This window comes from Dyadobacter sp. HNCC25DJ183, assembly GCF_056895175.1.
Map to the genome: position 1 here is coordinate 165,561 of NZ_JBXHAP010000002.1, position 24,943 is coordinate 190,503.

General features: G+C 47.2%; 19 protein-coding genes. 10 read left to right on the top strand and 9 right to left on the bottom strand.

What is annotated here, in order from left to right; translation table 11 throughout:
• Window positions 1-64 precede the first annotated feature (64 nt).
• The 6 genes from lon to AC1XTG_RS04765 all read right to left on the bottom strand — a co-directional run bounded on the left by lon (window position 65) and on the right by AC1XTG_RS04765 (window position 9,538).
• Window positions 65-2,542, bottom strand: a complete 2,478-nt coding sequence (lon, locus tag AC1XTG_RS04740) for an endopeptidase La (RefSeq protein ID WP_200942712.1) — start codon at window positions 2,540-2,542, stop codon at window positions 65-67.
• 164 nt (window positions 2,543-2,706) lie between these two features.
• A complete protein-coding gene (locus AC1XTG_RS04745; protein ID WP_484841197.1) occupies window positions 2,707-3,270 on the bottom strand; it encodes a DUF6702 family protein in 564 nt (187 codons plus the stop codon).
• Window positions 3,245-4,561, bottom strand: a complete 1,317-nt coding sequence (gene rseP, locus AC1XTG_RS04750; RefSeq protein ID WP_484841198.1) for an RIP metalloprotease RseP — start codon at window positions 4,559-4,561, stop codon at window positions 3,245-3,247. Before rseP ends, AC1XTG_RS04745 begins: the two co-directional genes overlap by 26 nt.
• Before the next feature lie 134 nt (window positions 4,562-4,695).
• The gene (locus AC1XTG_RS04755; protein WP_056279632.1) at window positions 4,696-6,525 is read right to left on the bottom strand and encodes a MutS-related protein; all 1,830 of its coding nucleotides are present in this window, start codon (window positions 6,523-6,525) and stop codon (window positions 4,696-4,698) included.
• A complete protein-coding gene (locus AC1XTG_RS04760) occupies window positions 6,525-8,336 on the bottom strand; it encodes an ABC transporter ATP-binding protein (RefSeq protein ID WP_484841199.1) in 1,812 nt (603 codons plus the stop codon). Before AC1XTG_RS04760 ends, AC1XTG_RS04755 begins: the two co-directional genes overlap by 1 nt.
• 116 nt (window positions 8,337-8,452) lie before the next feature.
• Window positions 8,453-9,538: an acyltransferase family protein gene (locus AC1XTG_RS04765; protein ID WP_484841200.1), complete on the bottom strand. Its 1,086-nt coding sequence runs from the start codon at window positions 9,536-9,538 to the stop codon at window positions 8,453-8,455.
• Between the two features lie 248 nt (window positions 9,539-9,786).
• Between AC1XTG_RS04765 and AC1XTG_RS04770 the strand changes: the two genes are divergently transcribed.
• From AC1XTG_RS04770 to AC1XTG_RS04790, 5 genes are read left to right on the top strand one after another with little or no spacing between them, the layout of a single operon-like run.
• Entirely contained in the window at window positions 9,787-10,356 is a 570-nt protein-coding gene (locus AC1XTG_RS04770; protein WP_484841201.1) for an RNA polymerase sigma factor, read from the top strand.
• A complete protein-coding gene (locus AC1XTG_RS04775; RefSeq protein WP_484841202.1) occupies window positions 10,337-11,839 on the top strand; it encodes a porin family protein in 1,503 nt (500 codons plus the stop codon). Before AC1XTG_RS04770 ends, AC1XTG_RS04775 begins: the two co-directional genes overlap by 20 nt.
• A 57-nt stretch (window positions 11,840-11,896) precedes the next feature.
• On the top strand, window positions 11,897-12,397 hold the full coding sequence (locus AC1XTG_RS04780) for a QcrA and Rieske domain-containing protein (protein ID WP_056279642.1): 501 nt from the start codon (window positions 11,897-11,899) through the stop codon (window positions 12,395-12,397).
• A gap of 13 nt (window positions 12,398-12,410) precedes the next feature.
• Window positions 12,411-13,307, top strand: a complete 897-nt coding sequence (locus AC1XTG_RS04785; protein ID WP_484841203.1) for a DUF5777 family beta-barrel protein — start codon at window positions 12,411-12,413, stop codon at window positions 13,305-13,307.
• Window positions 13,308-13,313: 6 nt separating this feature from the next.
• On the top strand, window positions 13,314-13,883 hold the full coding sequence (locus AC1XTG_RS04790; RefSeq protein WP_484841204.1) for a YceI family protein: 570 nt from the start codon (window positions 13,314-13,316) through the stop codon (window positions 13,881-13,883).
• A 3-nt stretch (window positions 13,884-13,886) separates the two neighbouring features.
• On the opposite strand, the gene lacZ is transcribed toward AC1XTG_RS04790, so the two are convergent.
• On the bottom strand, window positions 13,887-17,276 hold the full coding sequence (gene lacZ / locus AC1XTG_RS04795; RefSeq protein ID WP_484841205.1) for a beta-galactosidase, LacZ type: 3,390 nt from the start codon (window positions 17,274-17,276) through the stop codon (window positions 13,887-13,889).
• Between the two features lie 169 nt (window positions 17,277-17,445).
• Here lacZ and AC1XTG_RS04800 point away from each other — a divergent pair, with 169 nt between their 5' ends.
• Complete coding sequence (locus AC1XTG_RS04800) at window positions 17,446-18,213, top strand: type III pantothenate kinase (RefSeq protein ID WP_484841206.1); 768 nt, start codon at window positions 17,446-17,448, stop codon at window positions 18,211-18,213.
• Here the strand turns inward: AC1XTG_RS04800 and AC1XTG_RS04805 are convergent.
• A complete protein-coding gene (locus AC1XTG_RS04805) occupies window positions 18,210-18,602 on the bottom strand; it encodes a gamma-glutamylcyclotransferase family protein (protein ID WP_056279652.1) in 393 nt (130 codons plus the stop codon). The genes AC1XTG_RS04800 and AC1XTG_RS04805 overlap by 4 nt on opposite strands.
• A gap of 148 nt (window positions 18,603-18,750) precedes the next feature.
• Between AC1XTG_RS04805 and AC1XTG_RS04810 the strand changes: the two genes are divergently transcribed.
• From AC1XTG_RS04810 to AC1XTG_RS04825, 4 genes are all read left to right on the top strand, one after another.
• A complete protein-coding gene (locus AC1XTG_RS04810; protein WP_056279654.1) occupies window positions 18,751-20,211 on the top strand; it encodes a hypothetical protein in 1,461 nt (486 codons plus the stop codon).
• Between the two features lie 52 nt (window positions 20,212-20,263).
• Entirely contained in the window at window positions 20,264-21,586 is a 1,323-nt protein-coding gene (locus AC1XTG_RS04815; protein ID WP_484841207.1) for an Nramp family divalent metal transporter, read from the top strand.
• Between the two features lie 126 nt (window positions 21,587-21,712).
• Complete coding sequence (locus tag AC1XTG_RS04820; protein ID WP_484841208.1) at window positions 21,713-23,020, top strand: Gfo/Idh/MocA family protein; 1,308 nt, start codon at window positions 21,713-21,715, stop codon at window positions 23,018-23,020.
• Between the two features lie 117 nt (window positions 23,021-23,137).
• Window positions 23,138-23,506, top strand: a complete 369-nt coding sequence (locus AC1XTG_RS04825) for a DUF5618 family protein (RefSeq protein ID WP_056279660.1) — start codon at window positions 23,138-23,140, stop codon at window positions 23,504-23,506.
• A gap of 73 nt (window positions 23,507-23,579) precedes the next feature.
• Here the strand turns inward: AC1XTG_RS04825 and accC are convergent, their stop codons facing one another.
• Window positions 23,580-24,923 (bottom strand): acetyl-CoA carboxylase biotin carboxylase subunit, encoded by a 1,344-nt coding sequence (gene accC, locus AC1XTG_RS04830; RefSeq protein WP_056279663.1) that lies wholly within the window; start codon window positions 24,921-24,923, stop codon window positions 23,580-23,582.
• Window positions 24,924-24,943: the final 20 nt, after the last annotated feature.

The window sequence follows — 24,943 nt, forward strand, 5'->3', positions numbered from 1 at the left end:
CCCCTAACAAAAAAGAGGCGCCATCAAGCGCCTCTTCAATTATCTATATCCTAAAAAACCGAGCCTAAGCATCAATGGTAACAAAGCCACTTTCTTCCTTTTCTTTCTTCTCGTCAGGGAAAACAAACTTGATCGGATTTTTAACCTTCTCAGGCAGCAATGCAATCGCAAGTACTTCGTCGATCGTGTCAACATAATGGAACGACAGGTCCTTAATGTAGTTCGCCGGTACTTCTTCTACATCCTTCCGGTTTTTAAGACAAAGAATGATCTCCTTAACGCCCGCTCTGCGCGCTGCGAGTATCTTTTCTTTCACTCCTCCTACCGGAAGCACTTTCCCGCGCAACGTGATCTCACCGGTCATAGCGATATAAGGCTTAACCCGGCGCTGCGTGAAAATGGACGCCATTGAAGTTACCATCGTCACCCCGGCCGAAGGTCCGTCTTTCGGAACAGCTCCTGCCGGAACGTGTACGTGAAGATCGTACTGGTTGAAGATCCGGTAATCAATGTCGAGCCTGTCTGCATTCGCTTTCAGGTAAGACAATGCAGCTACCGCTGATTCCTTCATTACATCGCCCAGTTGACCGGACAAGGTAAGGTTGCCTTTTCCACGGCTCAGGCTTGTTTCAATAAAAAGGATCTCGCCACCCACCGAAGTCCAGGCGAGGCCGGTTACTACGCCGGCAAAATCATTGTCCTGATAAAGATCTTTGTCAAATATTTCCGGACCCAGGAATTTTTCAACATGGTCAGCGCGGAGGGTTTTCGGATATTCCTGCTCCATTGCCACCGACTTAGCAATTTTCCGCACGACGGTACCTACTTTCTGTTCAAGGTTCCGCACTCCTGATTCCCTCGTATATCCTTCGGCAATGCGTAGCAATGCAGTATCGTCAATTTTCAGGTCGCCCGATTTTAGCCCGTGGTCTTTACGCTGCTTCGGAACGAGGTAGCGTTTTGCAATCTGCAATTTTTCTTCAATTGTGTAGCCCGTCATTTCAATAATCTCCATCCGGTCACGCAATGCAGGGTGGATCGTATCCAGCGAGTTGGCTGTCGCTACGAACAATACTTTGGAAAGATCGTATTCAACTTCCAGGTAGTTGTCGGTAAAAGAAGAGTTTTGCTCAGGATCAAGCACTTCCAGCAATGCAGAAGAAGGATCGCCTCGGTAATCGGAGCTTACTTTATCTATTTCATCCAGGATAAAGACCGGATTTGCTGAACCTGCTTTTTTAATGTTTTGGATGATCTTACCTGGCATTGCGCCGATGTAAGTCTTTCTGTGTCCGCGGATCTCGGCTTCATCATGTACCCCACCCAGCGCCATTCTGATGTATTCACGGTTCAATGCTTTTGCAATGGACTTGCCCAAAGAGGTTTTACCCACTCCCGGAGGTCCGTACAAGCAGAGGATAGGCGCTTTCAGATTACCTTTCAGCTTCAAAACCGCGAGGTACTCAATAATTCGTTCTTTAACTTTTTCCAATCCAAAGTGATCCGCATCAAGTACTTTCTGTGCGCGTACCAGATCGAAATTGTCTTTGGTATACTGTCCCCAGGGCAGATCAACCAGCGTTTCCAGGTAGTTCATTGTTACCGGGTACTCAGGTGCCATCGGGTTAATCCGCTGGAGTTTGTTCAGTTCTTTGTCAAAATGAATGCGAACCTGATCAGACCATTTTTTCTGACTGGCTTTCAGGCGTATTTCGTCGAGATCACGCTCGGGACTATCCATTCCAAGCTCATCGTGCAATACTTTGATCTGCTGGCGAAGGAAATAATCGCGCTGCTGCTGGTCAATATCTGAGCTGGCTTTTGTCTGGATTTCCCTTTTCAGTTCCAGCATTTCAATTTCCCGCATCATATACTGGAGCAGGAGCGTGGCCTGCTTGTGACCGTTTCTTTCTTCAAGGAGCTTTTGCTTGTCAGCAACCTCCACGTTGATGTTGGAAGAAAGGAAATGGATCAGGAAAATAGGGCTTTCGATATTGTCCAATGCAATGCGCGCTTCCTGAGGAATCTCAGGGTTCAGCCGCATGATCTTGTGTGCTCCGTCGCGCAGCGACTGAAGCAGCGCCTTCGACTCTTTCTTGGTTGGGCCCACGAACGAATCCTCTATCGCACGCACTTCCGCTGTGAGATAAGGCTCTTCATGAATGATGTTCTTGATTTCGAAACGCTGCCTTCCCTGTACGATAATTGTCACATTTCCATCGGGCAACGTGATCATTTTCAGGATCTGGGCAACTGTACCAATGTTGTAAAGATCTTCCGCGGTAGGATCTTCCTTGTTAGGAATAGCCTGCGTCACGGCACCGAGTATGCGCTGATTGATATCAGAATTACGATATATCTTTTTAACCAGACGGATCGCTTTTTGGCGCACTACGGTCACAGGAATAACCATTCCCGGGAAGAGTACAGTCTGTCTGATTGGTAAAATGGCAAGTTCATTCGGAAGTTCAAAAGGCTCATCGGAACCGTCGGGTCCGCCAAGTGGAACAATTTCGAGGCTATCCATGTCGGAATCAGACATTAGTAGCCGACTATATAAGTCAGAAGGTTCAAATTTCATAGGCATTCTGTCAAAATGACAGATAATCTTTTCCCAATATATAAATAAGGCCTTTCAAAAGAAAGGGAATAATAAAACAAAATAGCTATGCCAATTGGTGCTTGTCAGGTCGGTTTTGGCGGTTTTTAAAGTGCTTGTACGGTCTGGCCCTTTTTGAAAAGAAAGGTTTTTTTCTCCGATGCAAGCTTCAAATTCGTCATATTCACCTGATCGTCGAACACCTCCATCAGTGTGCTGTTTTGTAGACGGTAACCTTCGGTTTTTCCCTGAAACGGAATTTCCAGATAGATCCAGGTAGCGTCGTCCTCCTGCTCTTTTCCCACGTAATGCATAGCCACAGGATTTTTACCCGCGTCCGTTAGTGCAAAGCCTTTTCGGATGTACTTCTCAACCAGCGGATCATTCTTGTCATTGTCTTTTAAAACAAAGCGCTGGTTCCCGTTGCTCAGGGACAATCCTTTTTCAAGATCATCGGTAAAGATCCGGATGCTCACCTCAAAGGATTTTTGAGCAGGATTGAACTGCATGTGCGTTACCGAAACGTGGTACTCATGCTTCGAGGCAAAGGAGGTGAGAAGGAGGAAGGAGGAAAGGGAGAAAAGGAGGAAGGAGGCGGGAACACTCAATCCCTTCCTCCATCCTCCCTTTCGTCCTTTCTCCCCTTTAAAAAACAGCTTTCCAAACATCATTAAAGATCGCAAATGCCATCAGCCCGAGCAGTAATACCATACCCACTTTCTGTGCATTTTCGAGGAATGCGTCGGAAGGTTTACGGCCGGAAATGAGTTCGTAAGATAGTATAACCGCGTGACCTCCGTCAAGCGCGGGGATCGGGAGTGCATTCATGAACGCAAGTACCATGGAGAGCAAGCCGGTCAGATACCAGAAGCGGCTCCAGTCCCAGATCCCGCCGAACATACGCGCAATACCGATTGGGCCGCTCAATGCTTTTGAAGCGGAAACTTCACCGCGGAAGATTTTACCAAAACCTTTAATATTATCAAAAACAACATTGAATGCATCTTTGGTACCCACTGATATCGCTTCGCCAAGTGTGTATTCAACTGTTGTATATTTCAAAAGACTGTTTCTGTAAAATCCGATTGTTCCATCTTCTGAAACATTCATTGGAATGCTTTTCTGTGCACCGTCTCTCTGAACAACTATGGTAACCTGCTTTCCTTTTACCTTGTTCAGCTCGTCCTGCATCTGGTGGAAAAACTGGATCGGTTTTCCATTCAGCGAAAGTACTTTGTCTCCTGTTTGCAGACCAGCTTTCTCAGCAGGCAAGCCAGGGATCAGTTCTCCAATCGTAAACGGTTCCTGTGCACGAATGAAATTTCCCTTTTCTTTCGGGTCCGAGAGTTTTTCGATGAAATTGTTAGGTATTTCAACTACTACTTCCTTTCCGTCGCGATTGACTGTGTAAGAACTGTTGCTGCCCAGAAAAACTTCCGAGCTCACGATTTCACTGAAATTCGTAAAAGGTTTTCCATTCACCTTTACGATCTTATCACCAGTCTTCAACCCGATCTCTTGTGCAAGCTCACCTGCAACAATACCATATTTATTTACTTCCGAGCTCGACAGGAACTGGTCTCCCTCACGGTAAGCGATCAGGATAAAAATGAAGATCCCGACAACCACATTCACGATAATACCTCCCAGCATCACGATCAGGCGCTGCCAGGCTGGCTTCGAGCGGAATTCCCAGGGTTGTGGCTCCTGGTTCATTGTAGCGGTATCCATCGATTCGTCGATCATACCTGATATTTTCACAAAACCTCCCAAAGGAATAGCGCCTATTCCATATTCTGTTTCGCCGCGCTGGATGCTGAAAATTTTAGGAGGAAAACCAATGAAGTATTTTTCAACCCGCATTCCAAACATTTTGGCCGCGGCCATATGTCCCCATTCGTGTAGTCCTACCAAGATGGACAAGCCCAGGATGAGCTGTCCGGCCATTATTAATACTTCCATTCAGGTTTTTTCGTAATCGTTATTGGTAATTTATTTATTAAGCTTATCCAGGCGGATATTACGCTCCCGCATTAGAAACGTAAATGTAATCAGTAAAGTTACGTAAAAGCTTTGATAAGGATAAAAATGGCCCCTTACTCTGATGCAGCGGTATTTTTGTCGGGAACCGCGATTTCTATCCCCATCATCCGCATCAATTCGGAGGCATTGAAACTCCGGCAAATGCCCTTGTAAAGCCGATAGTCAAAATGCAGTTTGCCTTCTTCTACGTCGGAGCGGAAATGGAAATTATGCACGTACCCCTCTGTTTCTCCCCATTGGCCCAGTTCCAGATCATGCGTGGAAACCAGTCCTGATGCATTTTTACCGTGCAATTGTCTGATCAGCGCCTCAGCGCCGCGGTGCCGGTCTGCTGAATTGGTACCTTTCAGGATTTCATCAAGAAGATAGAAAACGGGCGCTGCGTTTTCACCGGATAGTTCAAGAAGTAATCTGAGCCTTTTTAACTCTGCGTAAAAAGATGAGGTACTTTCTTCCAGCGAATCCTGGGTGCGCATGCTGCTGAAAACACGTAGCGGCGAGCAGGAGAATGCAGTTGCACTGATCACTGCGCCAATCTGCGCCAGGACCAGGTTAAGCCCGATTGTGCGGAGGAATGTACTTTTTCCAGACATATTTGATCCTGTCACCAGCATCGTTGAGCCAGTTCCGGTTAATTCGAAATCATTGCTCACACGCTTTTCTGCAGGAATAAGCGGGTGGCCCATGGCTGTTGTACGGACAGAAACTGCTGCATGTTCAGTCACTTCGGGTACAACATATTCAGGATTTGCAAATGCATGCCCCGCCAGTGAGTTCATCGCTTCGGCATCTGCGAGCACATCGAGCCAGTGCCACATTTTTGATTGGTTGGCCTGCTTCCATTTTTCCAGACCAGCCAGGCAATGCACGTCCCATAAGGAAGGTATACCTACAACGAGGCTGAAAAAAGGATTGTTGCGGTAGTCGAGCCGCTCGAACAATGCGCCGGCACGGTGCAGCGATTGGGAAGAGTCTTGTATCAACGCTTTTCTCTGCATCCACCAACCGGAAGTGTAAGGCGCAGATTCTGCTATTTTCAACAGATCTGCATAGGCAACCAATGTTTTGCCAAGCGTGGTTGTCTTGTTTGTAGTAATCTGGATTACAGCCTGGAATTGTTTCAAAATATAGAAATGGACTCCATAGCAGGCCAGTACTGTCCAAATTGGAATTATTTGCGAAACAGCCAGAATAATTACCAACAGCGTTACCACGGGGAACCACCGCATTTTCAAAAGCGTCGCAAGTTTGGGATCAAGGGTTTCTGTAGACCAGGCGCGGAATGCACCTACCTGCGCGGCTGCATGTTCGTGGAGCAATGCAGTCGCTTCCCAGGTTTGCATCAGCTCGGGGTGTTTTTTGAAGTCGGCCGAGGCTTGTTGGCGCGCCAGTATATCTGCGGTAGTCGCGTGATTTTTGAGCCAGTTTGAAAGTCTTTTACTACCCTCGGAAGTGCGTGTGCGGTTCAGTAGTTTGTAAAGGGAATACTCGCCGAAAATATCCAGGTCCGAAAGGAAAGCATGCTGCTTTTCGGTGTACTGCATGCCGTTGTCAGTGCGTTTGAAGCGTAGTGAAAGTCTTTCCCGTTCGTCTTCATTCACAGTTTGCAGGTTCTTGTGAAAATCGCGCGTCTGCTTAGCCTGCTGGTGTTTTCGCATGAGAAACAAAAACGCAAAAACGAGTACGGCAATCGCAAGTGCCCAGACTGCTTCACCTGACCGGATCATTAACCAGACAAAAAGAATGATAGTCACGAACACAGCCAGCCGGGCAAAGGAAAGTTCGTTAGACTTTTGCTGAGCGGCGGCTTCTGCTACACGGGCATCTCTGAGCCTGGCCTCGAAAAAAGCTGCGGGCGGGTCTTGTGCGGTGGTATTTTCCATTAATTGCTTTGGGCAGTTTCAAACTGCAATTTGATCAGATTGGCGTACAATCCGTTATCCAGCAGCGATAATTCATTGTGCGAGCCAGATTCGGCGATCATTCCTTCGCGGATCACATAGATCATATCCACTTTGCGGATAGTGGCCAGCCGGTGCGCAATTACAATCGTGGTACGATCTTTCATCAACTCGTCCAATGCAACCTGTACCAGCTTTTCAGACTCTGCGTCGAGAGAGCTGGTTGCTTCATCAAGGATCAGGATTTTCGGGTTTTTCAAAATGGCGCGTGCAATTGCAATTCGCTGGCGTTGTCCGCCTGAAAGCTTGATACCCCTTTCGCCCACCACAGTTTCAAACTTTTCCGGAAACGATTCAATGAAGTCGAGCGCATAGGCGCGCCTGGCAGCATCGTAAATCTCTTCCCTGGTGGCATCAGGCTTTCCGTAGGAGATGTTTTCGTAAATAGTACCGCCAAAAAGCATCACTTCCTGAGGTACGATCGCGATGTTTTTGCGCAGCTCAGAAATCCCGAACTCCGACAATGCTTTTCCGTCAATCATAATCCGCCCCGATTGATAGTTATAAAAGCGCATCAGCAGCTGGACAATAGTAGACTTGCCCGCGCCGCTGTATCCTACGAGCGCGATTTTTTCGCCTGCATGAATGCGGAGCGATATTCCTCTCAGTACAGGCAGATCGGGCCGGGAAGGGTAGGAGAAGTGGATATTATCATACAAAATATCCCCGCGGACAACACTGGTACCTGCATTCCTCGCCCTGTCAATGGTAATCTCAGGCTCTTCTTCCAGGATCTCAAAGATACGCTCCGATGCGCCGATTGTCTTGTTAACCTGCGCATACAGATCGCCCATTCCGCCAATGGAGGCGCCGATGAAAGTGGTGTACAGTATGAAAGTAAACAGATCAGACAATCCGAACTCTCCCGCCTGCACCAATCCGGCTCCGTACCAGATGACGGCCACAATGCCGCCGAACAATGCAAATATGATAAAAGATACAAACCCGCCGCGAAAGCTGGCCGCGTAAAGAGACAGCTTTACTACCCTTTGCAGGATAGTACCATAGCGCGAAACTTCCAGGGGTTCGTTTGTAAATGCTTTGACAACGTGAATGGACTGCAATGTTTCTTCCACCACCACATTTGCCGCGGCAAGTTCATCCTGCGCCTTTCTGGAAAGCTGCCGCATCCGCCGGCCAAAGAAAACCGACGCAACTACCAGCACAGGAAAAGTCGCAAGCATGAAAAGCGTCAGTTTCCAGGAGGTATAGAAAAGGATTGCCATGCCGACTACGAGCGTGGCAATTTGCCGGAAGATCTCGGCCAGCGTGAATGAGAGCAATCCCTGTAACTGGGATACATCGGCAGTAATGCGGCTTGTCAGCTCGCCTACGCGCCGGGATTCCAGGAATGTGAGCGGAAGTGTGATGATTTTGCTAAAAACATCCAGACGAATGTTTGTCATCGCCATTTCACTCACTTTGGTAAAAAGGTAAATCCTGAAATAGGAAAACACAGCCTGGCAGACCAGAATGACGAACAGGAACATCGTGATCTGGTTGATCGTGTAAGGCGATTTACCTTCGATCACTTCGATAATGCTGCCTACGAGTTTCGGAAATGCAAGGGAAGTGCCTGTTGATAATGCAAGAAAAATAAGCCCGATAAAAAACATCCCGCGGTAGGGCCGGAGGTATTTGAAGAGACTTACTGTGGTTTTTAGACCCGCCCAGCTGATTTTCCGGATTGAAAAGAAAGAAGTGGGTGTATTGGTTTGCTCATTTGTAGCCATCGGAATCGGACATATTGCGTGAGCGCCGCAGTGGTACTCACCAGGATATGCATTTGGATCAGGCAGCAAAAGTAATTAATAAATCAATGGCTGCTGTGCCGCAAAAAAAGCTGCTGTTAATGGATCACAAGGTCCTGATCCTGCTGGCGATATACCGGCTTGCGCATCTGCTCGTACCAGTTTCTGACCAGCTCGTAGCAGGGAACCTCTATAAACCGGGTTACCAGGTGCGCCACCAAAATGCATAAGCCTACTGTCAGCACAAGAGCGGGATAAATGTTCAATCCAAGGTTGGTAGTCAGCTTTGAGATAATCTGCAATCCCACATATTGGTGAATGAGATACAGACAATAAGAGATCTTTCCGAGGAAGAACAGCGGACGCTGATTGATGAATTTCAGATTACCGGTCAGAAAAAGTGCGAAAATGATGTGAAACAATGTGATCGCAATGCAGTGCCCCAGAAATGAGATATGGTATTGCGAAGTGCCTCCTTTATCGTGCAGATAAAATGCCGCTGCTACACTGAAAACCATCAATAGCAGATTCTGCCTGATGTTCTTGCCGCCATTCAGTCTGAAAAACAGGATTCCCGAGAAGAACAGCGGAAAGTGGTTCAGCAATTGGACCTTTTTGATCGCAAATGCATAAAAGCTGAGGTAGTATCCGCTGAAAAAATGAAATGCAATAATCGCAACGATTGTGAGTGCGCCAATTTTTTCCACACTTTTAAGCTTGTGTGAAATGAACACCGCAAGGATCCACAGGTAGAATACAAGCTCCACTAATAAGGTCCAGTACGACCCGTCGAGGTCTTCCATACCGAAATAAGCAGCCGCCATGGTAGCATTTGCAAGTATGCGCGTGGGATTGATATTAAGCGGCTCTACAAGTACCGCGACGAAAGCGGTAATCAGCATACAGTACCAGAATGCAGGGTACAAACGTGCAAAACGTTTTACCACGAAATCCTGCCACTTTTTCGTATTTTCAATGGATTGAAAAATAACAAAGCCGCTGATCATGAAGAAAATATCCACTGCGGTAACGCCGTAGCTGAATTCCCAGCCCAGTAGCTGCTTGTTATTGTTGATCGAAAAGTGAAAAATGACAATACTCAGCGCCGCAAGCCCCCGTAATGAATCCAGTTCCGCAAACCGGTGTTTTTTGACCGTATTAAGGTCAGGAGTATAGTTAAACATAAACGCACGTCTCCCTGTGGAGCAGATTAAATATTGGGGAATATTTTACGCTGTTATATGAATTTACGCTGTTATACGAAAATGGTAAAAATTCCGGTGTTTTACAAAGGGGTCAGTGCTGAAAACTCGTGTTTATTTTTCTTGTAAAAGTATTTATATCAAATAGTTACAAACTTTTTTGAAATTCTCCTACAAGTAAAGCAACCCTGTCATCTGTTCGCCCGTATTAGGGATAAAAAGCAAATAGCATGCCCGAGTATAACTCCGCCGTTCTTCATGAACTACTCGCCGGCTGTTTACAGAGAAACCGCCGAAGTCAGGAGCTGTTATATAAACAGTTCTATGGCTACGCCATGAGCATTTGTTTGCGCTATACACGCAGCCGGGAGGAGGCCAAAGAGATACTTAACGACTCTTTTTTGAAGGTTTTTACCAAGCTGGAAAGCTTTGATACGGAACGTTCATTCAAGACGTGGTTGAGCAGGATCATTATTAATACAGCACTTGACCATTACCGTCAGGAAATTCGGAGGGATGTGTTTGAAAATGTGGAATTTGCGGAGAATGTGTCCGTAGATGAAACAGTTATCAGCCGCCTTTCTCACGAAGAGCTTATGGGTTTGATCCAGAAATTGACACCCTCCTACCGGGTTGTTTTCAGCTTATCGGTCATTGACGGCTATACACACGAAGAAATTGCAGAACAGCTGGGCATTTCGGTTGGGGCGTCAAAATCAAATTTGTCGCGTGCAAGAGAAAAACTAAGAGAAATGTTGTCCAAAATCAATATTGACGATTATGATAGAGTTACCAGATGACGAACTGGACAAACTCTTCAGAAAGTCATCAGAAGAGTTTGATCCGCAGTATGATCCGGAAGATTGGAATAATCTAAGGAAGAAGCTTGACCAGCAGGATGGGCAGACGGGTGGATCGTGGTTGAGAAAGTGGTGGCCGCTTGGCTTATTGCTGTTGCTGATCCCGGCAGGAATTGTGGGATACCTGTGGCGTGGCAATGGAGCTCAGAGCGGAGATGCGAAGTTTGTAAATGTAGTACAGGATAGCGTAACAAGGAATTTGCCTGAAAAATCGGAACCGGCAGCAGCAATGCAACCGCCACTTACAAATGCAGATACCTTAGCATCAGCTCTCACAAATGCAAATGCGGTTAAAACAAATAAGGAAGAAGTAAAGATTGAGAAAGGTACTGAGACAGAATTGAACAAAAATGCGAACAGGGTAGCGACAGGAAATCCTGAAAATACATTTGGTAAGCCACTCTCTCGATCAGATTTGAAAACTGCTGATGTAAAAAGCAGTCCATTATTGCCCCGGAGCCGATCTAAGGCAGGCGGAGTGTACTTAGAGCCTAACCGCTCAAAGACGGGAGGAGGCGACGGGGCTCTTATTTTACCAGAAACCGCATTAACCCAAGGAAAGAGAACGGGTGCGGATAATGGCGCTACCAACATCGCGGGCGAAGGCGCGCAAAGTGCGGCTGCAAAGCGAAATGTTAGCGCCTTGTCGACGGATGAACAGGTAAATGCAGCCGGCAACGACAATGCCGGGGAGCGAATGCGGGTTGCTGCGGTTATGCTCGGAAACAGGCAGCCAAGCTGGAACAGTAAGCATTTGCAGCGGGAAGTAACCTTCGAAATGCCAGAAAATGCACCTGCTCCGGTAGAGGAAAAGGAGGTAGTGCCGCAGGCAAAATGGGCAGTAAGATTTGGCTATTCGCCTGATTTGAGCACGGTTGGCGGTGAAAAGCTTACCAGGCCGGGAACCGCAGTATCAATGCTGGCTGAGCTGTCTGTGCTGCCCAGGCTCTTTGTTCAGACAGGGGCAGTGTGGAGCAGGAAAGACTACCGCGCCAATGCAGGCGACTACATTCTCAATCCCAAATGGGGCTACTATACCAAGCCGGAAAGTATTGAGGGCGTTTGTAAAGTGCTGGAAGTTCCTTTGAACCTGAGATACGACATTGTTTCCGGCAGAAGGTCAAGGATTTTCGCCGGATCAGGCCTGTCTTCTTACTATATGCGGGGGGAGAAGTATAAGTATAACTACGAGTATCCGAATGACCCGCACATCAAGTATAACGGGTGGCAAGGGAAAACAGGCTGGTACCCTTTCAGTCACCTGAATGCTTCTGCCGGATATGAATATAGGATGACAGATAAACTCTCACTTGTTGCCGAACCTTATGCAAGAATGCCGCTGAAAAGAGTGGGGTACGGGAAAGTGAACCTGTTCACTGCCGGCGTATGGATTTCAGTTCGCTATGTACCTGCATTCAGGTAAATCCCGGAATTACCGATACCAAATCATAACTGCTAATTTAATTTTTAACTGTTCACCATGGAGACTACAAACCAAGAGAAAATGAAGCGGGGAGAATTTTTGAGGAGTCTGGGACTGAGTACCTCAACGCTGATGGCATTTTATTGCATTGGTACAACAATGACAGCCTGCGGGTCGAGCAGCGAAGATGATCCCGCGCCGGTGGATCCGGTAGTTGACCCAAGCGGAATTTCCGGGAATACAACGGGCAATGCGATCAACTTCACGATTGATCTGACCAAAGTGAGCAACCTGAAAACGAAAGGCAAGTTCGAGATCATCGGAGATACCATCGTGGCATTTACCGAGGCGGGCACTTACGTGGCACTCGCAAGGAGATGCACGCACGAGGGTACCAATGTACAATACCGCCTGTCGCAAAATGACTTCTGGTGCCCGAATCACCAGTCTGAATTTTCAACAACCGGAGCTGTGGAGAACGGCCCTGCCACAACGGCACTCAAAACTTACAAGACCAGCCTGTCGACCGACGGCAACACTGTTACAGTTACCGCATAACATTCCTGATTTTATGAAAATGCTCCGCTTTGTACTACCGTTGGTGGTTTGTACAACAAACCTCTATGCTCAGGATGATCTGCTGAACGAACTTTCCAAACAGGATAGTGCGCAGTGGGTACCCGTCACGGCTACTTTCAAATCGACCCGCGTTGTGAATGGACACTCGGTGGAAACGATGAAAAAGAAGCACCTCGACTTCCGGATCTCACACCGTTTTGGCCGGCTGAACTCAGGCGCTTACCAATTTTTTGGTCTTGATCAGGCCACGATGCGAATGGGATTTGAATACGGCGTAACCGACGACTTCATGATCGGAGTGGGCCGCAGTACTTCCCAGAAGGTGTATGATTTTTTTGGAAAATATAAGTTGTTGAAGCAAAGTTCAGGCGCGCATTCCATTCCGGTTTCGGTTACTATTTTCGGAGGTACCGGCGTGGCAACTGTCAATAAGGAGCTCGAATTTCAGGATAAACTGTATTACTCCGCCCAGGTGCTGATCGCCCGCAAGTTTGGGGAAAGACTTTCGCTTCAACTATCACCCACTTATTTATTCAGAAACAAACCTGAAATAGCCGGCGATGAAAAGTTGCTGCTGGCTGTGGGGATAGGAGGCAGGTTCAAGCTTTCGAAACGCGTTTCGCTCAATGGAGAATACTTTTACACGGCCCGTGAGAAGAACACACGTGCTGCGCCTTACTATGATTCTATGTCTTTCGGAGTGGATATCGAGACGGGCGGACACGTTTTTCAGCTTCACTTTACCAACTCGCTCGGTATGATCGAAAAGCAGTTTATCGGCGAAACGACGGGTTCCTGGGGCAAGGGTGATATTCATTACGGGTTCAATATCTCGCGGACTTTCAGTTTTGATAAAAACAACAGAAGGCCGAAATCAACTGAACAATAACAAACTATGAAACAGCACATATTATGCGCGGTGTTCCTGACCGTGCTTGGGATCGCTATGTCATTCCCAAAGGCTTTTGCACAGGGAGGTAAGTTCTCAACTTCGGCTGGAAACACCCGTTTTTCATCGGAAACTCCTTTGGAAAACATCAATGCGGAGAACAAGAAATGCCAGGCTATTTTGAATACGGCGAATGGAGAAATGGCGATCCGGATGAACATGCGCGACTTCGTTTTCCCTAATAAACTTATGCAGGAACATTTCAATGAGAATTACATTGAATCCGAAAAATACCCAACTGCTACATTCACCGGAAAAATCGATAATGCGCCAGATTACGCCAAAAACGGCCAGTATGATGTTTCAGCGACTGGCAAGTTTACAGTGCACGGAGTTACCAAAGAGCGGACTTTGAAGGGTAAAATGAAAGTGGACGGAGATAAAATCACCATTACTTCCAATTTCGAAGTCCCGCTTACGGATCACAAAATCGAAGTCCCGCAGGTGGTTTTTGTCAAGATTGCGCAGGTAATCCAGGTGAAGACGGAGTACGTTTTAACAGCCGCTAAAAAGTAAAAGTTATCTTCTGCGTCGCCGGCGGGAAGATTTCTTTTTCCTGACCGGCGATTTCCGCACAGGCGCTTTTCTGACAACAGGTTTTTGAACCGGCTCGGCAATTTCCTCTTCTTCCAATTCCTCTTCGCTGGCAACCGGCGCATTACCTGGTTCAGTAGTCGCGGTTGCATTGCTGCGTGATGTTTTTGAAGTGAATGGAAGCTGGGAGCTGAGGATCTGGTCGATATTGGAAGTGCTGTTGATCGCTCTCAGCCGGAAATTGTACGAATAGGTTTTAGCCGGAAGCAGGTAGGCTTCGTGTACCCTCGGCGACCAGCTGTCGTCGCCACCTAATCCCATTTGTGCAAGATCGATGTTTACGGTCGTGGAAGTGCCACGCGCAAGAACAGCGGCGCGCTTTTTGGCTGCAAGTAAATCCTTGTCCGTATAGTCATGTACGTTGAAGTTGAAAGCCGAGTCGCTGGCTGCAAGTAAGCCGGTACCTTCTGCATTCACCACGGTTGCCCACCGCACATTTGTTTTGTTTCCATTCTCCTGTGGGGTAATGTACGGAAAATGCTGATCGGCGACCGAGCCTGTGTATATACCTACTTTCCCGCTTGTTTTCCGGTCTGCGTAAGTTTCGTGAGGACCGTTTCCATACCATTGGGTTTTGTTAAAAGCGGCGGGCATTTGCAGCTGAAATCCGACTTTCGCCAGCGGCGGCCACTCACCCGTTGGCGTGAATGTGTTCTGTACGTAAATGTCCCCGGAGGTATATACAATGTACTCCGAATTCACCGCCATTTCTCCTTTGAGGGTTTTCAGTTTTTGGGTTAGGGTAACGCGGTAAGCTTGTGAAGTAAGGCGCTGCGTTTTGATATCGGCGGACGTAATTTCCAATGTATCCAACCCTGCATTGCGCCAGCGGCTGGCATAGCTTTCAGCGCCGCCGCCTTCGTCATTATCAGTGGGTACCCGCCAGAAATCAGGGAAAGGCCCCGCTTCCAGCATTTCCTCTTTTTTGTTTTTGAAAGAAATAATGCGGCCTGCATTCTTATCGAATGTAACCGAAAAATCGTCGCCGCTCAACTGAACGCGACCAGCGCTCAGCTGCACCACGCGCAATGGTCTCTCTCCATACAAATTCAGAACGGGAAGCTCCGGAGCTGGTTTCACGACAGGTACCTGGTGCCAGGCCACTTCATGGCCTTTCGCAGCCCAGAGCGCAGTATCCTTCAACCTCACACTCAGATTCAGAAAGTATTCGCTGTTTGGCTTTGGTGTGGCCGGCAAATCGAACGGGATATTGATCTGCTGTTTTTGTCCCGCGGGGATATTCAGATTCGCTATCGTCCCGCCTTTTCCTATCGCCTTTCCATTCTCCTGTAAAGACCATACTAACTCGTAGCCGGCAAGTGACTGGAAATCGTATTTGTTTGCGATCGTCACCTGCGTTTGCCCGGGCCGCAAAGTGTCGGGTATTTCAAACTTAATATACTGATATACCTTTTTCACCTCACTTAATTCCGGCTGCGGGGTTCTGTCCGGATTCACCAGTCCGTCGCCTGCATTGGCGCCGTCGATGTAGTTGAAATAATCCCAGTAAACAGTTCCGTCAGGTCTTTTCAGCTGTAAACCCTGATCAACCCAATCCCAGATAAAGCCTCCCTGCATAGTTGGCGACTTCTCAATCAGATTCCAGTATTCGCTCAGGTTACCAATGCTGTTGCCCATTCCATGCGCGTATTCACACACAATAAGCGGCCGGGTCTTGTCTTTTTTGACCAGCTCCGTCATATCCTGAGTCGACGGATACATGACCGAAATAATATCAAAGCTGCTCAGTGTAGTGGGTTTGTAATCCTTTCTGCCTTCGTAATGAATAGGGCGCGTAGGATCGGCAAGGCGGATAAAGTCAGCCATTGATACAAAATTCTGCCCCATTCCCGATTCATTCCCCAGCGACCAGATGATGATCGAGGGGTGGTTTTTATCCCTTTCCACCATTGCATTTCCGCGCGCCAGAAATGCTGATTTCCATTGCGGGTTATCGGCGAGAATAATGTTCTGCCGCCAAAGTTCGTGGCTTTCAATATTGGCTTCGTCAATTACATACAATCCGTATTGATCGCAGAGATCGTACCATTCAGAAACATTGGGGTAATGCGAAGTGCGCACTGCATTGATATTGTGCTGCTTCATCAAAGTAATGTCCCTGATCATCGACTCGCGGCTGATCACGCGGCCGGTTTCAGGATCAAATTCGTGGCGGTTAACACCTTTGATCGTAATCGCTTTTCCATTGACCAGTAATTGTCCGCCCTTGATTTTCACATCCCGGAATCCCACGCGCTGACTTGCCGTTTCAAGTACCTTTCCGTCCGAATTCATCAGCTGCACGGTGAGGGTATATAGGTAAGGCGTCTCAGCGCTCCATTTAATGGGCGCAGCTACCGGTACATCCACCCGCACAGCACCCTCTTTGCCGGTTTCCAGGGTACCTACCATCTGGCTTACCGGCGTCGTAACAACCGATTTATTAGCATCGTACAGGGTGAATAATACCTGGTGTGCGTGGATTGCCTGTTCGCTGTAATTTTTAACATAGGCACTTAATTTCAGCGTTGCGTTTTCGTGGTTCGCGTCCAGGGTTGTTCTAACCGAATAGTCGGTGAGGATTACTTTTGGTAAAATCAATAAGTTGACGTCACGGAAAATACCTGAAAGGCGCCAGTAGTCCTGATCTTCGAAGTAACTTCCGTCCGACCAATTGATTACCTCTACGGCCAGGTGGTTGAGTCCGGGTTTTACATCTTCTGTTACGTCAAATTCAAACGGCGTCATACCGTCTTCGTGGTAACCGATTGCAACGCCATTCAGCCACACATAGCAAGCCGATTGCACGCCGCCGAATTGCAGGAATATCTGCTTATCCTTATGATCTGCCGCAACCGTGAACGTAGTCCGGTACATACCTACCGCATTGGTATCAGCCGTAATGCGCGGCGGAGTTGCTTTAAATGGATGTTTGATATTGGAAAAAATCGGGCGATCGTATTTACGGCCCTCCAGCGCGCCCACTACCTGCCAGTTGGACGGAACGGGGATATTATCCCAGCTGGCATCAGACATCTTTGGATCAAAGAAATTAAGCTGTGCTTTCGAAGGATGTGACGCCCATTTGAACTTCCAGGTACCATTCAGTGACTGGACAAACGGTGATTTCTTGCTCATCGTCAACGCACTCTTTTCATCTGGGTAAGGCGTGAAGTCGGCGTGGGGCTTTTCTGTATTAATGCTGATCACCTGCGGATCCTGCCATTCCGGAATTGCCTGAGCGCTTGCTTCGGATAAAAAGCAGGTATTTAGAAGGAGGATTATACAGGTGCAAAAGCGGGTATAAAAAGACATGTTTATCCAGGTAGATATAGGTATGTGCTTGCCGGGTCCGGCCAGTTTGATCGATTCTTTTTTTGATAAAATTATAGATAATCAAAAAGAAACAGATGTTAAAGCTGGGAATGATCTGGTTTTATTTGAATAATGTCTTTATTTGCTCCGACACGTAAATGATCTTTTCATGCTGTTAGCGGTAGATGTCGGCAACACAGACACGGTTTTCGGACTTTATCAATTTGGCTCCTGGGAGCATCTCTGGCGAATGCGGTCGCTGCCGCAGGAAAGTGAGTCGCATTATGAATCCAGGCTGCGGCTGCATTTCCTGGAAGCGGGACTCTGGTTTGGCGATATGGAAACGGTAGTGCTGAGCAGCGTTGTGCCCGCATTAACGCCCGTAATTTTGAAAATGCTGCGGTCACTGTTTGGAGAGGATATCATTGTAGTCAGTCCGGACATTTATCCTGATCTTGAAATACAAATCGACCACCCGCACGAGATAGGGGCAGACCTGATCGCCAATGCAGTGGCTGTAAGATCACGGTACCAGCAAAATTGTGTCGTCGTGGATTTTGGCACTGCGCTCACATTTACTACCGTGTCCAAAGACAGCAAGATCCTGGGCGTAGCCATTTTGCCCGGTCTTGTCACAGCAGTGAAAGCGCTGTTTGCAAACACAGCCCAACTGCCCGAAGTACCGCTTGTGCTTCCTTCCACGGCGATTGGGAAAAACACTACCGAGGCGATCCAGGCAGGTATATTATTGGGTTATGAGGGATTGGTAAAGTCTTTGATCAGCCGCATTCGTGAAGAACTTGGCGGTGAATGCATTGCCGTGGCAACAGGCGGGCTTTCGTCCATTATCGAAACCCTGAAAGATGAATTTGTTGAAATTGACAATAAGCTTACGCTCGACGGGCTGCGTGTGATTGGCGAAAAAGTGAGGGGCTAGGCTTTGAAAATGCCTGTTTCTATTAACCTTAAATCTTGTACGGATTGGTTGTAGATGTACGTCCAGCATTCAAGACAGTTTCCATTCGGCAAATGCACAGGTATCTTTATTCTGAGGTATAAACTTGCCGCTTCGTTTTCCAAAACATCTTCATATTCGTCGAGCTCACGCAGTATCTCCGGCGATGTCAGCTGGAAAATTTCCCCATAAACTTTCGATGTACTGTCAGGCGTGAAAATTGCGCCGGGATACCACTCCACCTGGTATAAAAGTCCATAAAAAAAGCCTTCATCAATGAACAGCGAATGTGCGTGCAGCATTTGCGCAACCGGATTTTTGAACCCGTTTTTCAAAGTTCCGTAAGTAAACAGATAGGGTAGCTCTTCCATTGATTTGTGACTTAAAATCGTCTGTTTTTGGCAATAAATTTTAGAACTTTTCCATTTTGAATATATACGCGAACCAAATGTAGTTACATATCGAGTGTATTTTTTTTATATTTACATGTAAGCCGTTCATCTAATTCATATAAAAGTTATGTACGAAAAAAATCTTGGTACAAAACAAAAAGCGTTAAGAATCAATCTTGATCGCAGGATTTATGGCTCTTTTGCGGAGATCGGGGCAGGGCAGGAAACAGCAGCATATTTTTTTAAGGCAGGAGGCGCATCGGGGACAGTTGCCAAAACGATGTCAGCCTATGATATGACTTTCAGCGATGCAATTTACGGTACGGAAGAGGGTGGAAGATATGTGGTAGAATCGCGATTGATGAAAATGCTGAATCGCGAATATAATCTTGTAGAAAAGCGACTTTCTGAGAAACGTGGCGCTGACAGCCAGTTCTTTGCATTTGCTAACACAGTTGTTGCATTGAACTTCCAGAAGACCAACGAGTCGCACGGCTGGATCGGTCTGCAGTTTCAGCTAACGCCCATGGGGCCCACCAACTATGTTGTTATCCACGTCCGCATGCGCGACGATGAAAATATACTTCAGCAGCAGGCACTCGGAATTATCGGAGTGAACCTGATGTATGGCTGCTTCTTTTATTATAAATCTCCTGAAACACTGCTGCTTTCACTGATGGACGATCTGACAACGGATCGCATTGAAATAGATATGGTACGTTTCAGCGGGCCGGACTTTGCGAAGGTTGATAACCGGCTGATGAGTCTGCGGCTTGTAAAAAACGGGTTTACGGACGCTGCATTGTTCGGTAGCGACGGCGGTGTTTTGCAGCCCTCGGAAGCTTTGTACAAAAAGCACATTCTGATGATGCGCGGCCGGTTACGTCCGATCACCAATGTGCATATCGACCTGATCAGCAATGGACAAAAGCAGTTTCTCGCCGAGCCTGATGTGGACGAGTCCAAGGTTGTACTGATATCCGAGCTCACGCTGCACAACCTGAAAGCCGGCGACCGGGATATCGACGAAAAGGATTTTCTTGACAGGGTGGATATTTTGTGTTCGTTGGGGCACATGGTAATGATATCAAACCACCACGAATATTACAGGCTGGTGGCTTATCTTTCCAGACTTACCAAGCTGAAAGCCGGCTTGCTGCTAGGTAGTCCGAGCTTGCAGGATATTTTTGAGGAGAAGCATTATGAATTCCTCCCGGGCGGCATTCTCGAATCTTTTGCCACGCTGTTCAGCCGCAAAGTGAAGCTGTTTATTTACCCCACATTACAGCCCGACGGATCGGTTTACAGTTGCGAAAACTTCGTGGTACCTGCGCATTTGCAACCTCTTTTCCAGTATCTGATCATCAATGATAAAATTGAGGATATCCGGAACTACAATAAGGAGCACATGCACATTACTACGGACAGTGTACTTGAAAAGATCAAGCGCGGCGAGCCCGGCTGGGAAAAGCTCGTTCCTGAGAATGTAGCGCATATCATCAAAGAGAAATCACTTTTCGGGCTGCCGAATGAGGATAACTACATAGATACCGTCAAACAGATCCACCAGGCTGTGGGTAATTTGTGACAATGAAGTAACTAACTTCAAAATCAGGCTTTTGGCTAAAAGCATTTTTGCAATGGCCAAAATCCTGAATCCTCCCACTACATTCTTTGGCAGGCTCCGCTATCTCGGGCCTGGTTTTATCCTGTCCGCCGCCATCGTCGGCTCCGGCGAGCTTATCGCCACTACTGCATTAGGGGCAAAGGCAGGTTTTGTCATGTTCTGGATTATCATTCTCAGTTGTTTGGCAAAGGTTGCCTTACAGCTCGAATTCGGTAAGAACGCAATCTATTCAGGCACTTTCATCATGCATAACTTCAACCAGCTGCCTGGATTGAGGCTTGGAAAGGCACATTGGAGTATCTGGCTGTGGCTCTCGCTGCAAGGCTTGAAACTGTTACAGGTAGGTGGCATTGTAGGTGGAGTTGCGATTGTGCTGCACATGGCGTGGCCTGGTATACCTGTTAATGCGTGGGCGGTGATCTCTGTTCTGCTAACCTCTTTTTGGGTGTACAAAGGGAATTATAGCGTAGTTGAAAAAGGCTCGCTGGTAATGATTATGCTATTTACCTCCGTCATACTGATCTCCCTCTTCCTATTACAGGATACGCAATACGCCATTAAATGGCCGGATATCCAAAGCGGACTTGAATTCACACTTCCCGCAGGAATGGTCGCAGCTGCATTCGGTGCATTCGGCATTACGGGAGTCGGCGGCGACGAAATTATGTACTACAACTATTGGTGCATTGAAAAAGGCTACGCAGCTTATTCCGGTCCAAACGACAACAGCAGGGAATGGAGCGAGCGGGCAAAAGGCTGGTTTGATGTCATGTATCTGGATGCTGTTTTGTCGATGGTCGTATATACCATCGTCACTGCGGCTTTTTACTTGCTGGGAGCAGCAGTTTTGCACAGTCAGGGTAATGTTCCGGAAGGATATAAGATGGTTGAAACATTGTCCGGGATATTCACTGAGACACTAGGCCCCTGGGCTAAGAACCTCTTTTTGGTCGGCGCATTCTTTGTCTTGTACTCAACCCTTTTTACTGCAACTGCCAGCTGGGCGCGTGTTTGGGGTGACGCTTTCGGACAACTGGGCTGGATGAAATTTGATACTGAAGCCAGTCAGCGTAATACAATTGGTATTCTATCCTGGGCTTTGCCTGTTGTCTGGTGCGTGTTATTTCTATTTTTTCAATCGCCTGTCATGATGGTAACACTGGGCGGCATTGCTACCTCTGTTTTGCTGCTGCTTATTGTTTACGTATCCCTCGTGTTCCGATTCCGTGATTTGCCGGGTGCATTAAAGCCCTCGCTGCTGTACGATGCTTTTTTCTGGGTCAGTGTGGTTTCTATTCTGACGGTAAGTGCATATGGGATCATACAAATCATGTAAAGTAATAGTACCAAAGTAGCAATCAATCGTACTTCTCATTAGCATTAATCCAAAAAGCAATTGCGCATTTATTGATCTTTTGTAGTCAGAAATATTATAAGGTAATCTGGTCTTAAACTCTTGAATATGAAAAACGAAAATGAAGTTTCCAGGAGGGATTTTATCAAGAATTCAACAGGTGCGGCTGTTGCATTATCGATCCCTTACATTGTGCCGGCAAGTGCATTCGGTGCAAATGACCGTGTGAGAGTAGCTGTTTTGGGTGTTAATGGAAGAGGAAAGAGCCACATAGCCGGTTTCAACGACCTGGCCAATGTGGAGGTAGCTACTTTGTGTGATCCTGACAACAATGTTGTGCAGCTGAGAGCCAAGGAATTTGCAGAAAAGACGGGTAAGAAGGTCAAGACAGAAAATGACCTGCGGAAGGTTTTTGAAGATAAATCCATTGATGCAGTAAGTATCGCGACGCCCAATCACTGGCACGCACTGGCTGCTATATGGGCCTGCCAGGCCGGGAAGGATGTATATGTGGAAAAGCCGGGTTCGCACAATCTTCATGAGGGGCGCAAACTGGTAGAAGCCGCGCATAAGTACAAACGTGTTGTGCAGCACGGAGTTCAGCTGCGCAGTTCGGTGGCATTGCAGGAAGCTGTAAAACACTTGCGCGACGGGTTGATCGGGAAAGTATATATGGCGAGAGGGCTGGTTTACAAATGGCGGCCGGATATTGGTGATAAAGGAACTGAGGCGATTCCCGCGGGATTAAACTACGATTTGTGGACAGGACCTGCCGAAATGAAGCCGTTTTCAAAAAACTACGTGCATTATGACTGGCACTGGCATTGGAACTATGGGAATGGAGATATTGGCAATCAGGGAATCCACGAAACGGATATGTGCATGTGGGGACTGGGGGTAGATACATTTCCCGAAAAAATCACCTCTTCCGGAGGCAAGTTTTTGTGGAACGATGCGAAGGAAACACCCGAGCTGCTGACTTCATCTTTCGTTTATCCGAAAGAGAAAAAGATGATCGAGTTTGAAGTACGTCCCTGGATGACAAACGATGAAGGCGGCGCGGGGATCGGCAATATCTTCTATGGATCTGAGGGTTACATGGTTGTGAAAGGCTACGATTATTATGAGACATTTTTGGGAAAAGAGAAGAAGCCCGGACCGACCCGCAAAGCAGGTGGAGATCATTACAAGAACTTCATTGACGCTGTGGTAGCGAAAGACCCGAAACTGTTGAATGCCCCTGTGGAGACGGCTCACTTATCATCCGGGCTCGCACACTTGGGAAACATTGCCTACCGAACAGGAAAAGCGTTGACCTTTGATCCAAAAACCGAGAAGTTCATTGGAGACGAAGACGCTAACAAGCTGCTGACGAGGAATTACCGCGCACCTTATTCGCTGCCAGCGGTGGTTTGAAATCTCAATGTATTTTCCGGTGGATAATCGATAAATGGTCCAAGATCATGTATTCTGATTTAAGTTTTATAATTGACTAACTTGCATTTACATGAACTTTAAACCGGAAGTACACACATGCAGCATCAGGAAATCGACAGGTACCTTTCAAATGCGAAGGAGATATTAACTACAAAGGCAAGGAAAGAAGGGAGCGAGTACCACGATATCAAATACGTTCAAATGGCATCGGGAACAGCCTACAATGCGGCATTGATGATCGCGGATGAATATCTGAAACGTAAAGAAGGGAGTAAATTTGTCAAGCCGAAAAGCATTGAAGATTACAGATGCAGGCTGAGGAAATATAACAAAACACTGCTCTCGTATCTGAATGAAGCCTACGATACGCTTCATCTCGCAGGATACTACCACGGAACTCCTTCTGTGAGGACGATCAGGGAAGGTATGGATGCAGCTTACAAGATGCTGGCAATAATCAGTTAAGACTACGCTATTAAAAAGCAAAACGCCGGCCAAGGGAACTTAGCCGGCGTTTTGCTTTATATTGTATTCAGTTTCAAAGCGACTTAAAGTCGAATGTTTCAAGGTATTTCGTAGTGAAATTCCCTGATTTGAAACCCGGATCGTCCATCAATTTGATATGGAATGGGATAGTCGTTTTTATTCCTTCTATCACAAACTCCTGCAATGCTCGCTTCATACGGGTAAGTACTTCTTCACGTGACTGCCCGCTGACGATCAGCTTGGCGATCATTGAATCGTAGTTTGGAGGAATGGTGTAGCCGCTGTAAACGTGGCTGTCAATCCTCACCCCGTGACCACCTGGAAAATGTAAGTTCGTGATTTTTCCCGGCGCTGGTCTGAACCCGTTTGCAGGATCTTCTGCATTGATGCGGCACTCCATTGCGTATAGCTTCGGAGTATAGTTTTGTCCTGAAATCGGGTAACCTGCGGCAACTTTGATCTGCTCTTTGATCAGGTCGAAATCAGTTACTTCCTCTGTAATCGGGTGCTCTACCTGGATACGGGTATTCATTTCCATAAAATAGAAATCACCGTGCTTGTCGACCAGGAACTCGATTGTTCCAGCACCTTCATATCCGATTGCCTGTGCGCCCTTGATCGCAGCGGCTCCCATTTGTTCACGCAATTCAGGCGTAATAATAGGCGACGGAGTTTCTTCCACCAGCTTTTGGTGGCGACGTTGAATAGAACAATCACGCTCGGATAAGTGACAAACCTTACCGAACTGATCTCCGATTATCTGAATTTCAATGTGTCGGGGCTCTTCAACGAATTTTTCGAGATACAAGCCGTCGTTTCCAAATGCAGCTGCGGATTCTGTACGTGCATCGTTCCAGGCTTTCTCGAATTCATCGGGCTTGTTGATAATCCGCATCCCTCGTCCGCCGCCACCGGCAGTAGCTTTAATGATAACCGGATATCCGATCCCTTCTGCAAGCTTTTTACCTTGTTCAATCGATTCCAGCAAACCTTCGGATCCGGGAACAACAGGTACGCCGGCCTGGATCATGGTTGCTTTTGCAGTGGCTTTATCGCCCATACCATTGATCTGGGCGGCTGTTGCACCGATGAACTTGATGCCATAATCCGCACATATCTGCGAGAATTCGGCATTTTCAGATAAGAATCCGTAGCCCGGGTGAATTGCGTCAGCACCGGTTACTTCGGCAGCAGATATGATATTTTGAATGCTCAGATACGACTGACGACTTGGGGGAGGACCAATACAAACGGCCTCGTCAGCAAATCTTACATGGAGGCTGTCCCTGTCAGCAGTAGAGTAAACAGCTACCGTTTTAATGCCCATTTCACGGCAGGTCCTGATAACCCGCAGGGCTATTTCGCCCCGGTTGGCAATGAGTATCTTTTTAAACATAAAATCAATTTGGTTTTGCA

Bases quoted from the DNA above. Each gene is read 5' to 3' on its own strand.
- AC1XTG_RS04790 (WP_484841204.1), top strand. From the start codon at position 13,314: ATGAAACAGCACATATTATGCGCGGTGTTCCTGACCGTGCTTGGGATC.
- AC1XTG_RS04820 (WP_484841208.1), top strand. From the start codon at position 21,713: ATGAAAAACGAAAATGAAGTTTCCAGGAGGGATTTTATCAAGAATTCA.
- accC (WP_056279663.1), bottom strand. From the start codon at position 24,923: ATGTTTAAAAAGATACTCATTGCCAACCGGGGCGAAATAGCCCTGCGG.
- AC1XTG_RS04785 (WP_484841203.1), top strand. From the start codon at position 12,411: ATGAAAATGCTCCGCTTTGTACTACCGTTGGTGGTTTGTACAACAAAC.
- AC1XTG_RS04815 (WP_484841207.1), top strand. From the start codon at position 20,264: ATGGCCAAAATCCTGAATCCTCCCACTACATTCTTTGGCAGGCTCCGC.
- AC1XTG_RS04810 (WP_056279654.1), top strand. From the start codon at position 18,751: ATGTACGAAAAAAATCTTGGTACAAAACAAAAAGCGTTAAGAATCAAT.
- AC1XTG_RS04780 (WP_056279642.1), top strand. From the start codon at position 11,897: ATGGAGACTACAAACCAAGAGAAAATGAAGCGGGGAGAATTTTTGAGG.
- AC1XTG_RS04745 (WP_484841197.1), bottom strand. From the start codon at position 3,270: ATGATGTTTGGAAAGCTGTTTTTTAAAGGGGAGAAAGGACGAAAGGGA.
- AC1XTG_RS04760 (WP_484841199.1), bottom strand. From the start codon at position 8,336: ATGGCTACAAATGAGCAAACCAATACACCCACTTCTTTCTTTTCAATC.
- rseP (WP_484841198.1), bottom strand. From the start codon at position 4,561: ATGGAAGTATTAATAATGGCCGGACAGCTCATCCTGGGCTTGTCCATC.
- AC1XTG_RS04765 (WP_484841200.1), bottom strand. From the start codon at position 9,538: ATGTTTAACTATACTCCTGACCTTAATACGGTCAAAAAACACCGGTTT.
- AC1XTG_RS04805 (WP_056279652.1), bottom strand. From the start codon at position 18,602: ATGGAAGAGCTACCCTATCTGTTTACTTACGGAACTTTGAAAAACGGG.
- AC1XTG_RS04825 (WP_056279660.1), top strand. From the start codon at position 23,138: ATGCAGCATCAGGAAATCGACAGGTACCTTTCAAATGCGAAGGAGATA.
- AC1XTG_RS04775 (WP_484841202.1), top strand. From the start codon at position 10,337: ATGATAGAGTTACCAGATGACGAACTGGACAAACTCTTCAGAAAGTCA.
- AC1XTG_RS04800 (WP_484841206.1), top strand. From the start codon at position 17,446: ATGCTGTTAGCGGTAGATGTCGGCAACACAGACACGGTTTTCGGACTT.
- lacZ (WP_484841205.1), bottom strand. From the start codon at position 17,276: ATGTCTTTTTATACCCGCTTTTGCACCTGTATAATCCTCCTTCTAAAT.
- AC1XTG_RS04755 (WP_056279632.1), bottom strand. From the start codon at position 6,525: ATGGAAAATACCACCGCACAAGACCCGCCCGCAGCTTTTTTCGAGGCC.
- lon (WP_200942712.1), bottom strand. From the start codon at position 2,542: ATGTCTGATTCCGACATGGATAGCCTCGAAATTGTTCCACTTGGCGGA.
- AC1XTG_RS04770 (WP_484841201.1), top strand. From the start codon at position 9,787: ATGCCCGAGTATAACTCCGCCGTTCTTCATGAACTACTCGCCGGCTGT.